The following is a 12,631-nucleotide window of genomic DNA, read 5'->3' on the forward strand; positions in this document are numbered from 1 at the left end:
CGTCAGGTGGGTTTTCCGTTCCGCCTGCTCCGCTGGGCCCGGGTGAGGCCGCCGTAGAGGACCGCAGCCGAGTTCACCAGGGCGAGGTGGCTGAAGGCCTGCGGGAAGTTGCCCGTGAAGGAACCGGTCTCGGCGTCGTACTCCTCCGCGTACAGGCCGACGTCGTTGGCCAGCGCCACCAGCTCGCCGAACAGCTTCTCCGCCTCGTCGCGGCGGCCGGTGCAGGCCAGCGCGTCGACCATCCAGAACGAGCACGCCAGGAACGCGCCCTCGCGGCCGGACAGGCCGTCGACCTGGTTGCGGGCCGCGTCCGGCGTGTAGCGGTCGACCAGCACCCCGTCGTGCTGCAGCTCGCGCTGCACGGCATCCACCGTGCGCACCACGCGCTCGTCGTCCCCGGGCAGGAACCCCACCGACGGCATCAGCAGCGACGACGCGTCGAGCGCGCTCCCGCCGTAGTACTGGGTGAACGCGCCGCGCTCCGGATTCCACGCCTGCTCCAGGACTTCCGCGTGCACCTCGTCGCGGATCTCCCGCCAGCGGCGCACCGGTCCGGGCAGGCCGTCCTCCTCCGCGGCGCGCACCGCCCGGTCGAAGGCCACCCACACCATCACCCGGGAATGCGTGAAGAACCGGTCGGGCCCGCGCACCTCCCACATGCCGCGATCCGGCCGCCGCCAGATCTTCTCCAGGTGGCGCAGCATGCCGCGCTGCAGCGCCCAGGTCTCCTCGTGCTCCGGCAGCCCGCGCTCCCTGGCCAGGTGCAGGACGTCCATGACCTCGCCGTAGACGTCGAGCTGGAGCTGCCGGTAGGCCGCGTTGCCGAAGCGCACCGGCTGGCAGCGGCGGTAACCCGGCAGCCAGTCGGCCTCCCACTCCAGCAGGTGCCGCTCGCCCCCGATGCCGTACATGATCTGCAGGTCGGCCGGGTCGCCGGCGACCGCGCGCACCAGCCAGGCGCGCCAGGCCTCCGCCTCCGAGGAGCAGCCGAAGTCGTCCAGCGCCAGCAGCACCAGGGTGGCGTCGCGCAGCCAGCAGAAGCGGTAGTCCCAGTTCCGGTCGCCCGGCACCGCTTCCGGCAGCGAGCTGGTCGGCGCCGCGATGATCCCGCCGGTCGGCGCGTAGGTCAGCGCCTTGAGGGTGGCCAGCGAGCGGTACACGGCGTGCGCGTGCGGCCCGGAGTAGCAGATCTTCGTGGTCCACTCCCGCCAGAACTCCTCGGCCTCGCGGACCTCATCCTCCGGGTCGACCGGCGCGGGCAGCTCTTCGGCGTCCGGGGACCACTGCATCACCCACGACATGCTCTCCCCGGCGCGAACCGCGCGGACCAGCTCGTGCGCCCGCTCGCCCTCGCAGCGCTGCGGCAGGACGTCGCCGCGCAGCACCGCGGTGTGCGGCCCGGCGATGGCCAGGATGAACTCGTCGAGCACCGGATCGCTCTCGCGCACCCGGCGCACCCAGGGCACCGCGTCGCCGTAGGCGAACCGCACGACCCAGCGCATCTTGACGTCGACCTCGCCGGAGATGCCCTGCACGATCCGCACCAGGCACGGCTGGGCGCGGTGGTACTGCTCGTGCGGCGGCATGCAGTCGATCAGCCGCAGCACCCCGTCGTCGGTGTGGAAGTCGGTCTCCAGCACCAGCGAGTTCGCCCGGTACCGGCGGCGCACCTCGCGGACCGGGGAGCGCGGCGCGATCTGCCAGTGGCCGTCCCGGTCGCTGCCGAGCAGCCGGCAGAAGCAGGACGGCGCGTCGAACCGGGGCAGGCAGAGCCAGTCGATCGAGCCGTCCTTGCCGACCAGGGCCGCAGTGCGCAGATCGGACAGCAGGGCGTAGTCCTCGATCGCCCCTGGCTGGCCGTGCTGCTCCCGGTTCACCCAGCCGAGACTAGGCACATCCCCGGGTGATCACAGTTCCACGGAGTTGTCGGTGGTTGCTTTGCGTGGCGGTGCGGGTAGCGGAACCTCAGCGCCCGCCTGGACTCCGGAAGCCCGTGTCCAATACACGACGAACGGGCTGTCCTCGCCAGGCGAACGCTGAGAACCCGCGGCGGTGCGAGCTGCGAGGGTGGGTCGTGCGCCTGCGGCGCATGCGGCATCTTCGATGTGCAGCTGGCCGGTCGTCGCGGCTGCGGCCACCGGACGAGGCCCGTGCGGCAGCTGCGGGATCACGCCCGTTCGGCGGCGGTCTGCTCCAGGACGCTGTGCGGGATGATCGCCTGGACCGCTTCGTGCAGGTTGAGGCCGAGCGCGAGGCCGTTGAGCAGCTCCGGCAGCGCGCTGCCCGGGACGCGGCGGAAACCCGGCCAGTCGTCCGGCACCCGCCCGGCGGAGGTGCACGCCGGGAGCAGCTGGCTGCCGTCGGACATCTCCGCGGTGTAGAGCATCTGGTCGTCCGCGCTCGGCGCGTAGAGCAGCAGCTCGGCGTCGAGGATCGCCGCGGGCAGCGCGGAATCGGACATCCGGCCTTCGGCGATCTCGACCAGCACCCGCTCCAGCTCGTTGGTCGGCTCCGGCCGCTCGGTGACCATCGCGGAGGGCTGGTAGCGGTCGTTGACCTGGAACTCCTCGTCGATCTCGCCGTCCGGGCCGATCCGGTAGGCGCCCACGATGCCCTCCGGCGGCACCTCGCCGCCGTCCGCGGCGTAGCCGGGATCGGTGATGTAGAGCCAGCTGTTGGGGTTCTGCTCGGCGTGCGCGCGCATCTCGTCGGTGATCGGCGGGACGGGCAGGGCGGGTTCGGACATCGCGGGCTCCGTGCTGTTGATCTTCGCGCCCAACTGCTGCCGGGCACTCCCCGAGGGTGCCACCCGGCCCGGGACCAGCCGTTGTCGAGGTGCCGTCGCGGCCGGTCAGGGTGGAGACTGGCGGAGGGTTTCGGGGAGGGGAGGCGGCGATGATCGGTCAGCGGGAAGCGTTGCGGATGTTCGGGTGCGAGGTGTTCGACCCGGCCGGTCATCGGATGGGGATCGTCGGCCAGCTGTTCGTCGACGAGGACACCGAGCAGCCCGCCTGGGTCACCGTCCAAACCGGACTCTTCGGCACCAACGAGAGCTTCGTGCCGCTGGCGGGCGCCGCCTTCGACGGCGACACGCTCACCGTCGCGGTGGACCGGGAAGCGGTCCGGCTGGCGCCCCGCGTCCTGCTCGACCAGGGCGATCTGCCGCCGGCGCAGGAGCGCGCGCTCTACCTCCACTACGGACTGGTCCCCGACGGCACCGCCGACGATCTCGGACCGGAGCACGCGGAGGCCGCCCGCCTCCGGTTGCGCCGCTGGGTCGCCGCCACCTGATCGTGGTTCCGCCGCTCACTCGGTGAATACGGCCTGAGCTCGCCCGGCGCGCTCAATATCTGGGAAACAAGGATGTAACGGTAATTTCACGCGCCCGCCGCTGATCGCGGCGGGCGCGATTTTGCCTGCTCATTCCCGGTAGGCCAGGCAGAGATGGGAATTCGTTCACCCCTCCGTCCGATTGTGTGGCGACAAATCGCCAACATCACCCGTACGAGTGTTTTCCCTGGTTACGTTCCGCCGTGAAGCACCTCCGCTCGGCCCCACCCGAGCGGTATTTGAAGGAGGGCACACATGAGGAAGCTGCTCTACGGCACCGGGGCAGGCGTTGCCGCAGCGGCGCTCGTGTTCGCCGGAGCTCCCGCCGGCGCACAGCCGCAGATCGACCTCGCACCGCTGATCCTGCACCCGCAGGCCAAGGTGGCGAGCGCCGACGACGCGGACGTCTACATCGTCAACCTCAAGAACGACATCGCGGCCCAGGGTGTCGCCGAGGAGCTCGGCGTTCAGGCCCGCAACGTGTACGACTCGGCCCTCAACGGGTTCTCGGCCAAGCTGAGCCCCGAACAGCTGGAGAAGGTCCGCGCCAGCGCCAAGGTCGAGAACGTCTCGCAGAGCTACCGCATCCAGGTCGAGCCGGCCAAGAAGCAGGCCGTCGAGTCCTGGGGCCTGGACCGGATCGACCAGGCGGACCTCCCGCTGGACGGCAACTACGCCCCGACCGGCTCCGGTGAGGGCGTCACCGCCTACATCATCGACACCGGCATCGACCCGTCGCACCCCGACTTCGGCGGTCGTGCCGAGGTCGGCTTCGACGCCCACGGCGGTGACGGCACCGACAAGCAGGGTCACGGCACCCACGTCGCCGGCACCATCGGCAGCACCACCTACGGCGTTGCCCCGGGTGCGAAGCTGGTCGGCGTCAAGGTGCTCGGCGACGACGGCAGCGGCACCACCGAGCAGGTCGTGTCCGGCATCGAGTGGGTCGCCGAGAACGCCAGCGGCCCGTCGGTGGCGAACATGTCGCTGGGTGGCCCGAAGGACCCGGCGCTGGACGAGGCCGCGACCAACCTGGTCAACAAGGGCGTCTTCCTCGCGGTGGCCGCCGGCAACGAGAGCCAGGACGCCGAGAACGTGTCCCCGGCCAGCGCCGAGGGCGTGTTCACCACGGCCGCCTCGGACGAGAACGACGGCTCCGCCGAGTTCACCAACTTCGGCGCCAGCGTCGAGGGCTACGCCCCCGGCGTGGACATCGTCTCCACCGTCCCGGGTGGTGGCACCGAGGCCCTGAGCGGCACCTCGATGGCCAGCCCGCACGTGGCCGGCGTCGCCGCGCTGTTCCTGCAGGCCAACCCGGACGCGGCTCCCGCCGACGTGATCTCCGGGCTGCAGGGTCAGGCCGCCACCGGCAAGATCCAGAACGCGCCGTCGGGCACGATCACCGACCTGCTGCAGATCGGCGAGCTGTGATCCGGTAGCACGATGCGAACCGCGGGCCCTTCCTGACGATGATCGGGAAGGGCCCGCGTCGTGTCCGCTGCTGCATTCGGGGGACGCCGGGGTGCGGCCGAACGGGGTCAATCCAAGGTCGCTGCGCACCATCGTGCGAAAGTCGGTTCCAGCGATCGTTCCCGGTGGTTACGTTGCCATCAACGGGGGTGTTCAGTGTCCATTCGCGGTGCCGGTGCTGATCGGTGCTGCCGGGGCACACGAGGAGGGGTGTGCCGTGCTTCCCGGATACACCGAGGACCTGGCCCATGCGTCGACCGCGGTCGACGAGCCAACGAGGGAGACAGCGGCCACCGAGCCGCTCACCGAACGGGCTGTTCAGGCGCAGGTCGCGTCGGTCGCCCGCGCCGCCCGGGCGCAGTCCAGCAACGGCGGTGTGCTGCAGGTGGTGCACGGAGCCAAGCGGGTCGGTTGGGCTGCTTATGAGCTGCAGCGCAACGCCGCACACCTGGTCCAGGGTGTGGCCAAGCCGCCGTACGTGACGACCGGTCCGCTGGACTCGCTGGAATCCCGCAAGCTCGCCGAAGGCGTGCAGTACCAGGTGCTCTACGACCGTTCGGCGCTGGCGCTGCCGCCGCAGCTGGACATCACCACCAAGCTGGTCGCGCAGGGCGAGCAGGCGCGGGTGATCCACGTCGCGCCGACGAAGCTGATCATGGTCGACAACGAGATCGCGCTGATGCCGCTGACGGTGAGCGAGAACACCGTGGAGAGCGCGGTCGTGGTGCGCAGCTCGGCCATGCTGGCCGCGCTCGGCCGGATCTTCGAGGACATGTGGCGCTTCGCGGCGCCGTTCACCGCGGCTCAGGACCTGTCCGGTCAGGAGATGCAGCCCACCGAGGAAGAGCGGTGGATCCTGTCCCTGCTGGCCTCGGGCGCGACGGACGACACGATCGGTCGGCTGATGGGCTTCAGCGCCCGGACCGCGCACCGCAGGGTCCGCGAGCTGATCGCCCGGCTGGGCGTCGAGACCCGCTTCCAGGCGGGCATGCAAGCGGTCAAGCTCGGCTGGTTATAGGTTTCCGCTGGTCAGCTGCCGTGAGTGCTTTGGGGTGTCATAGCATCACAAAGCACTCACGGTCTTTGACCAGCCCGGACGGAGCTCCACGCGGGGCCGTCGGGGCGCTTTCGTAGGCTGGGTGCATGGCCAGCCGACGTGCCGTTGATCCCGCTGAGATGCGCGAAGCCGTCGTGGCGGTGCGGCCCTGGCTGGACGACGACGCGCAGCGCCCCGCCAGGCCCGAGCTGGCCGCGGCGGTGCGCCTGAGCCTGCGCACCCTGGAGCAGATCGCGCCGGGCAACAGCGTCGAGGTCCGCGTCCCGCCGTTCGCCGCGGTGCAGTGCGTCGCAGGCCCCCGCCACACCCGCGGCACCCCGCCCAACGTCGTCGAGACCGACGCGCGCACCTGGCTCCAGCTCGCCACCGGCCGCCTGACCTGGCCCGAAGCGCTCGACCGAGGAACCCTCACGGCCTCCGGAACCCGAGCCGACATCTCCCAGTGGCTCCCGCTGCTCCGAATCGACAGCTGACCGCCGGTTCTGCCGAGAAGCCGAACCCGGGCCGACATCCGGCTCAACGGGCTCTTCGAGTGAACCGCCGTTCGATCCCCGCACGCTGATCCGGCGATTCCTGGCAGTCTCCGCCGCGTCGGGGGACACCGCGCTGGTCGGACATCCACTTCGGATGTGCGGGCCGGGCGTGCGACAGGCCGGGACGGATCTGCGCAGCACCGACGAGCAGTCGGTGCCGCCATGGCCGGCCCGGCTCGTCCAGGTGGTCGACGACGAGGTCCGCTCGGGAGCGCCCGGCCAGTAGTTCCGGGACGGACGGTGGTCGGCGCCGCACGCGCCGTCGGCGCTCGGACCGGCGATGAGACGGCCGCCACCACTGGGCTGGCGTTCGGCGGGTTTCCCGCTGTTTACACTGAGGTGCAACTCCGGCTTCGTCCTTCAGGGAGTTCTCGGTGGTCACCGACCGGCCCGAACCGGCCAACGCAAGCGCCCGCGCGGACCTCTCCGGTCCCGACGGCGATCCGATCGAACGAGACGTCCCCCGCGAGGAGTGCGGCGTCTTCGGCGTGTGGGCTCCTGGCGAGGAGGTCGCCAAGCTCAGCTTCTACGGGCTCTACGCCCTCCAGCACCGCGGCCAGGAAGCCGCAGGCATCGCCGTCGGAGACGGCTCGCAGGTGCTGGTCTACAAGGACACCGGGCTGGTCAGCCAGGTGTTCACCGAGCAGACCCTGGCGTCGCTGCGCGGCCACGTCGCGGTCGGCCACGCCCGGTACTCCACGACCGGCGGCGGTACCTGGGAGAACGCCCAGCCCACCTTCCGCACCACGGTCACCGGCAGCGGTCTGGCGCTCGGCCACAACGGCAACCTGGTCAACACCGGTGAGCTGCTTGACCGCATCAACGCCGAGGGCGTGGACACGGTGTCGGCCAACAGCTCCTCCCCGGCCAACGCCTGCGACCGCGCCACCACGGACTCCGACCTGGTCACCGGGCTGCTGGCGGCGCGCGCCGCCGACCTCGGCGTCGAGCAGGCGGCGATGGAGCTGTTCCCGACTCTGCGCGGCGCGTTCTCGATGGTCTTCTGCGACGAGGAGACGCTCTACGCGGCGCGCGACCCGCACGGTGTGCGCCCGCTGGTCCTCGGTCGCCTCGAACGCGGCTGGGTGGTGGCCAGTGAGACGGCCGCCCTGGACATCGTGGGCGCCTCGTTCGTCCGCGAGGTCGAGCCCGGCGAGATGCTGGCCATCGACGGCGACGGGCTGCGCTCCCAGCACTTCGCCAACCCGAAGCCCAAGGGCTGCATCTTCGAGTACGTCTACCTGGCCCGCCCGGACACCACCATCGCCGGCCGCTCGGTCAACGGCGCCCGCGTGGAGATCGGCCGCCGGCTGGCCAAGGAGCACCCGGTCGAGGCCGACCTGGTGATCCCGGTGCCGGAGTCGGGCACGCCCGCGGCGATCGGCTACGCGCAGGCCTCCGGCATCCCCTACGGCCAGGGCCTGGTGAAGAACTCCTACGTGGGCCGCACCTTCATCCAGCCCTCGCAGACCATCCGCCAGCTCGGCATCCGGCTCAAGCTCAACCCGCTGCGCGAGGTGATCCGCGGCAAGCGGCTCGTCGTGGTGGACGACTCGGTGGTGCGCGGCAACACCCAGCGCGCCCTGGTCCGGATGCTGCGCGAGGCGGGTGCCATCGAGGTGCACGTGCGGATCGCCTCGCCGCCGGTGAAGTGGCCGTGCTTCTACGGCATCGACTTCGCCTCCCGCGCCGAGCTGATCGCCAACGGCCTGGACATGGACGGGGTGCGGCGCTCCATCGGCGCGGACACCCTCGGCCACGTGTCGCTGGACAGCCTGGTCTCGGCCACCGAGCAGCCCCGCACCCGGTTGTGCGCGGCCTGCTTCGACGGCGAGTACCCGATCGAGCTGCCGGACGACGCCAAGCTCGGCAAGTACGTGCTGGAGGGCCAGTCCGAACGGGGCGTGGCGGGCCCCGCCGAACCGGTGCTGCCGGTCGGCTACGGCGCCGCCGAAGCACTGCAACGGCCCTGATCCGCCCGCAACAGCCCCCGAGGTTCACCGTCGACGAGTAGCGTTGTCCGTGCTACACATGCGCGTCCGGCGAATCTCAAATCGCACCAGAATGTGGAGCCAGTCGTGTCCGAAGACCTGCTCGCAGGGTCTGCCCAGCCCGAGAGCCCGAAAGCCACCTACGCCGCTGCGGGGGTGAGCATCGAGGCCGGTGACGAAGCGGTCGAGAAGATGCGCCCGTGGGCGCAGCGCGCGACCCGGCCCGAGGTGCTCGGTTCGCTCGGCGGCTTCGCCGGCCTGTTCCAGCTCAAGCTCGACCGCTGGAAGGAGCCGGTGCTGGCCTCCTCGACCGACGGCGTGGGCACCAAGCTCGCCGTCGCGCAGGCGGTAGACAAGCACGACACGGTCGGCATCGACCTCGTCGCGATGGTCGTCGACGACCTGGTGGTGTGCGGTGCGGAGCCGCTGTTCCTGCAGGACTACATCGCCGTCGGCAAGGTCGTGCCGGACCGGATCGCCGAGCTGGTCAAGGGCATCTCGGAGGGCTGCGTGCAGGCCGGCTGCGCGCTGCTGGGCGGCGAGACCGCCGAGCACCCCGGGATGATGGCGCCGGGCGAGTACGACATCTCCGCCACCGGCGTCGGCGTGGTCGACGCGGACTCGATGCTCGGCGCGGACAAGGTGCGCCCCGGCGACGTGGTGATCGCGATGGGCTCCTCCGGGCTGCACTCCAACGGCTACTCGCTGGCCCGGCACGTGCTGCTGGACATCGCCCGGATGCCGCTGGACGGCCAGGTCGAGGAGTTCGGCCGCACCCTCGGCGAGGAGCTGCTGGAGCCGACCCGGATCTACGCCAAGGACTGCCTGGCGCTGGCGGCCGAAGCGGGCGTGCGGACGTTCGCGCACGTCACCGGCGGTGGCCTCGCGGAGAACCTGGCGCGGGTGATCCCGGCGGGCCTGACCGCGGTGCTGGATCGCGGCAGCTGGACGCCGGCGCCGGTGTTCCGGATGATCGCCCAGCGCGGCCGCGTCGAGGCCGAGGAGATGGAGCGCACCTTCAACATGGGCATCGGCATGGTCGCGGTGGTGACCGCCGAGGACGTGGACCGCGCCCTGGCGGTGCTCACGGCCCGCCACGTCCCGGCCTGGGTGCTCGGCGAGATCGCCAAGCAGCCCGCGGTCGAGGACGCCCGCGAGGAGGACCGCGTGATCCTGCGGGGCAACCACCCGCGGTTCTGATCCCGAACGCCGAACGCGGCTCCTGGACACCGTCCGGGAGCCGCGTTCGCATTTCACCCGGCCGGTCGGGAATCCCCGGAGCAGCCGGTTCGTTGTACCGGGAGCTGGCGTGCGCGCGTGCCCCCGGGCCCCAACCAGTGCCTGCGAGGAATACCGTCCGGCTGGAGCCTCACAGCGCCATCCGCCGAGAGGCGGCCCGCGCACGCCGGCGTCTTCTTGTGATTTCCCAGGCGCGTTTCGCGTGGCGGTGCGGGGAGCGGAACCTCAGCGCCCGCCTGGACCGCGGGTGCCCGGCCTCATGGCCTTCCGATCGGTGCCAGCCCGATGAAAGCGCCGCTTGCCTGACGGTCGTTGATCCCCACTCGCGTCGCCGCTGCTATCTCAGCGGTAGGAGCGCTGGCTGACAGGACGCACCGCCGATGTTGTCGGTGACCGAACCTGGCCAACGCAACGAGCCGAGCGGTGCTTCACCGCTCGGCTGTTGACGTGCCCGAGGAGGTAGACACGTGAGTGGCGCCACCGGTTTCCCGGCGACGCCACTCCCGTGAGCTCCTCCTATGTGGGACTCCGCGAGTTCGTCAATTCCCACCTTTTCGGCAAGACGAACGACTTGCGACGCATCCGTCCACCGAGCGCGCAGCGTTCAGCTGCCGTCCTCGGTGGAGATGTGCTTCAGCGTCGGCCGTAGTCGTAGTCGTCATACCCGTCGTCGTGCGAGTCATCGCGGTCCTCGTTGGACCACTCGCCGGACTCCGGGACGGACAGCTCTCGCTGCAACGCCTCGATGTCCATGGACGGGGAACTGTACTTCAGCTCGCGGGCCACCTTCGTCTGCTTGGCCTTAGCCCGGCCGCGCCCCATGGCTCGACCCCCTCGCACAGGGTGTGCGGGGCGGACAGGGGAAAGTCGGCCCCGCATGATCTCGACAACTTTTCCTGTAACTACCGTACCGTGTCGAGGCGGTTGAACGCGACGTGGTGCCGGGTCTGAGTGGCCGTGTCTTGGGTGACGTCGCCCTCCCCCCTGTTTTCCGACGTCCGCGAGTCGCCGGAGGACCCGCTCGGGCGGTCTGGCACGATGCAGCTGTGCCTGAGCCGTTCGTCGCCTACCTGAGGGTGTACGAGCCCTTGTCGTCCTTCGACGCACCGCTGCACGAGGAGCTGGCGGCGGTGGTCGAGCGGGGGCCGGTCGACCCGTTCGACGCCGGTCTGCGGGAGCAGGACGTCTGGCTGCGCAGCCAGCTCGCCGCGCCGCCGCGCCTGCTGCCCGGGGAGAACGCCGACGGCGAGGTGCAGGGCGTCGGCGACGTGCTGGTGCTCGATCCCAAGGAAGTGCCGAGCGGCCCCGCGGCCACGGTCGGCCCCGGGCCGCTGGTGTGCCCGCTGGACCTGCGCGGCCGGTCCGCGGCGGCGCTGGTCGGGTTCCTGGGCGACTCGGAGCTGCCGCTGCGCACGGCGGCGCTGACGGTGCCGGTGGAGCAGGCCAAGGTGCGCGCCAGCGCGGTGGTCAGCGAGCTGGCGGGCGGCGCGGTGCACGTGCTGTCGTCGACCTGGACCGTGCCGCTGCCCTGGTTCGTGCTGGTGGATCCGGAGGAGCGGTGCGTGTTCACCGAGCCGGACCGGCGCCGGGTGTGCTGGCGGGTGGCGATGGCCGACGCCCGCCGCCGGGTGGCCCGGGCGCACTCGATCGCCCGCCAGTCGATCGGCGATGACGGGCCGACGCGGATCCTGCGCGAGACGGGCCGCTGGCTGGAGCGCTTCCACCCGCACTCGGCGGTGGAGCTGGACTACGGCGGCCTGGTGCAGCTGATGACCACCAGCGACCTGGACGCCGACACCTCGGCCGAGGACGTGCACGCGATCGTCGACGCGATGGAGGCCGACGACGCGGAAGAGGTGGCGACCCGCTACGAAGCGCTCCGGGACTTCTGGGCCGAGTTCGCCTCCCGGGAACGCCACAACTGACAGAGCCCGTATCCGGGGTCGGCGGTGCGGGTGGCGGAACCTCAGACGCCGCCTGGACTGCGGGAGCCCGTTCTTGCACGGCGAACGGGCTGTCCTCGCCAGACGACGTCTGAGACCCCGTGGCGGCGCAAGCTGCGGCGCATGTGACCACTGCTCACCGCTGTGGTCGCTGTTCGCCGCGCTCAGGGGCGGCAGGTGATCTCGCCGTTGAGGACCGCGAACCAGCCGTCCTCCGCGTCGATCCACGCGTGCCAGGCCGTCGCCAGCTCCTCCAGCTCGGCGCGGGTCGTCAGGCCGTGGCCCAGGGCCTGCTCGGCGAAGGACGAGCGGCGGATGCGGTCCGCCCACAGGTTGCCCCACCAGGCGCGCTCCTCGGGCGTGGCGAAGCACCACGCCGACGCCGTGCAGGTGACCTCGCGGAAGCCCGCTTCCTGCGCCCAGGCCTTCAGGTGCGTGCCGCCGTCCGGGTAGGCGCCGTTGTGGCGTGCGACGTCGCGGTAGAGCTCCAGCCAGCGGTCCAGGCCGGGGTTGTCCGGGAACCACCGCATTCCGCCGTAGTCCGCGTCGCGGGCTGCGACCACGCCATCCGGCCGGCACACGCGCCGCATCTCGCGCAGCGCGGCGACAGGGTCGGCCAGGTGCTGCAGGACCTGGTGCGCGTGCACGACGTCGAAGGAGGCGTCGGCGTGCGGCAGGTCGTAGACGTCGGCGTTGGCGAAGGTGATGTTGTCCAGGCCGCGCTCGGCCGCTCCGGCGCGGGCGATCTCCAGCGGTTCGTCGACGTTGTCCACGCCCAGAACCCGGCCGGGGGCGACCAGCGCGGCGAAGTCGTGCGTGATGGTGCCCGGCCCGCACCCGATGTCGAGCACCTCGGTGCCCGGCCGCAGGCGCGGGATGAGGTACGCGGCGGAGTTCTCGGCGGTTCGCCAGCGGTGCGATCGCAGCACGCTCTCGTGGTGCCCGTGGGTGTAGGTTTCCGACATGGCTTCCATCTCAGATAGTGGGAGATTTGTTTCAGTATCTGAGCGTAGCGCGAACGAGGCCGGCTGGGAAGGTGTGCGGATCCGCGCCAGCGATCGTTCTGCG

Annotated in this window: 11 protein-coding genes; 7 read left to right on the forward strand and 4 right to left on the reverse strand. The window is 71.1% G+C overall.

Going from position 1 to position 12,631, the window contains the following annotated elements; genetic code table 11:
• Positions 1 to 2: 2 nt before the first annotated feature.
• Positions 3 to 1,877: a glycoside hydrolase family 15 protein gene (locus ATL45_RS14910; RefSeq protein WP_177242098.1), complete on the reverse strand. Its 1,875-nt coding sequence runs from the start codon at positions 1,875 to 1,877 to the stop codon at positions 3 to 5.
• Between the two features lie 290 nt (positions 1,878 to 2,167).
• Entirely contained in the window at positions 2,168 to 2,746 is a 579-nt protein-coding gene (locus ATL45_RS14915; RefSeq protein WP_093159304.1) for a type VII secretion system-associated protein, read from the reverse strand.
• 149 nt (positions 2,747 to 2,895) lie between these two features.
• On the opposite strand from ATL45_RS14915, the gene ATL45_RS14920 reads away from it, so the two are divergent.
• The 6 genes from ATL45_RS14920 (at position 2,896) to purM (ending at position 9,581) form a co-directional block, all read left to right on the forward strand.
• On the forward strand, positions 2,896 to 3,291 hold the full coding sequence (locus ATL45_RS14920) for a PRC-barrel domain-containing protein (protein WP_093159202.1): 396 nt from the start codon (positions 2,896 to 2,898) through the stop codon (positions 3,289 to 3,291).
• Positions 3,292 to 3,585: 294 nt separating this feature from the next.
• Positions 3,586 to 4,761 (forward strand): S8 family peptidase, encoded by a 1,176-nt coding sequence (locus ATL45_RS14925; RefSeq protein WP_093159205.1) that lies wholly within the window; start codon positions 3,586 to 3,588, stop codon positions 4,759 to 4,761.
• A gap of 256 nt (positions 4,762 to 5,017) precedes the next feature.
• Positions 5,018 to 5,818, forward strand: coding sequence for a helix-turn-helix domain-containing protein (locus ATL45_RS14930; protein WP_093159207.1), 801 nt, complete (start codon positions 5,018 to 5,020; stop codon positions 5,816 to 5,818).
• Positions 5,819 to 5,943: 125 nt separating this feature from the next.
• Complete coding sequence (locus ATL45_RS14935) at positions 5,944 to 6,330, forward strand: sterol carrier family protein (protein WP_093159210.1); 387 nt, start codon at positions 5,944 to 5,946, stop codon at positions 6,328 to 6,330.
• Between the two features lie 506 nt (positions 6,331 to 6,836).
• Complete coding sequence (gene purF, locus ATL45_RS14940) at positions 6,837 to 8,363, forward strand: amidophosphoribosyltransferase (RefSeq protein WP_246025832.1); 1,527 nt, start codon at positions 6,837 to 6,839, stop codon at positions 8,361 to 8,363.
• A 105-nt stretch (positions 8,364 to 8,468) separates the two neighbouring features.
• Complete coding sequence (gene purM, locus ATL45_RS14945) at positions 8,469 to 9,581, forward strand: phosphoribosylformylglycinamidine cyclo-ligase (protein ID WP_093159215.1); 1,113 nt, start codon at positions 8,469 to 8,471, stop codon at positions 9,579 to 9,581.
• 672 nt (positions 9,582 to 10,253) lie between these two features.
• Here purM and ATL45_RS14950 read toward each other — a convergent pair.
• A complete protein-coding gene (locus ATL45_RS14950) occupies positions 10,254 to 10,442 on the reverse strand; it encodes a DUF3073 domain-containing protein (RefSeq protein ID WP_093159217.1) in 189 nt (62 codons plus the stop codon).
• A 224-nt stretch (positions 10,443 to 10,666) separates the two neighbouring features.
• Between ATL45_RS14950 and ATL45_RS14955 the strand changes: the two genes are divergently transcribed.
• Positions 10,667 to 11,545 carry a DUF8083 family protein gene (locus ATL45_RS14955; protein ID WP_093159220.1) on the forward strand — a complete coding sequence of 293 codons (879 nt, stop codon included), beginning with the start codon at positions 10,667 to 10,669 and terminating at the stop codon, positions 11,543 to 11,545.
• 182 nt (positions 11,546 to 11,727) lie between these two features.
• On the opposite strand, the gene ATL45_RS14960 is transcribed toward ATL45_RS14955, so the two are convergent.
• Positions 11,728 to 12,528 carry a class I SAM-dependent methyltransferase gene (locus ATL45_RS14960; RefSeq protein ID WP_211841230.1) on the reverse strand — a complete coding sequence of 267 codons (801 nt, stop codon included), beginning with the start codon at positions 12,526 to 12,528 and terminating at the stop codon, positions 11,728 to 11,730.
• Positions 12,529 to 12,631: the final 103 nt, after the last annotated feature.

The organism is Saccharopolyspora antimicrobica, from assembly GCF_003635025.1.
GTDB classification, from domain to species: domain Bacteria; phylum Actinomycetota; class Actinomycetes; order Mycobacteriales; family Pseudonocardiaceae; genus Saccharopolyspora; species Saccharopolyspora antimicrobica.

What these genes read in the sequence shown, in the direction of transcription:
- ATL45_RS14915 (WP_093159304.1), bottom strand. Translation starts at nt 2,746, where the DNA reads ATGTCCGAACCCGCCCTGCCCGTCCCGCCGATCACCGACGAGATGCGC.
- ATL45_RS14920 (WP_093159202.1), top strand. Translation starts at nt 2,896, where the DNA reads ATGATCGGTCAGCGGGAAGCGTTGCGGATGTTCGGGTGCGAGGTGTTC.
- ATL45_RS14925 (WP_093159205.1), top strand. Translation starts at nt 3,586, where the DNA reads ATGAGGAAGCTGCTCTACGGCACCGGGGCAGGCGTTGCCGCAGCGGCG.
- ATL45_RS14935 (WP_093159210.1), top strand. Translation starts at nt 5,944, where the DNA reads ATGGCCAGCCGACGTGCCGTTGATCCCGCTGAGATGCGCGAAGCCGTC.
- ATL45_RS14950 (WP_093159217.1), bottom strand. Translation starts at nt 10,442, where the DNA reads ATGGGGCGCGGCCGGGCTAAGGCCAAGCAGACGAAGGTGGCCCGCGAG.
- ATL45_RS14960 (WP_211841230.1), bottom strand. Translation starts at nt 12,528, where the DNA reads ATGTCGGAAACCTACACCCACGGGCACCACGAGAGCGTGCTGCGATCG.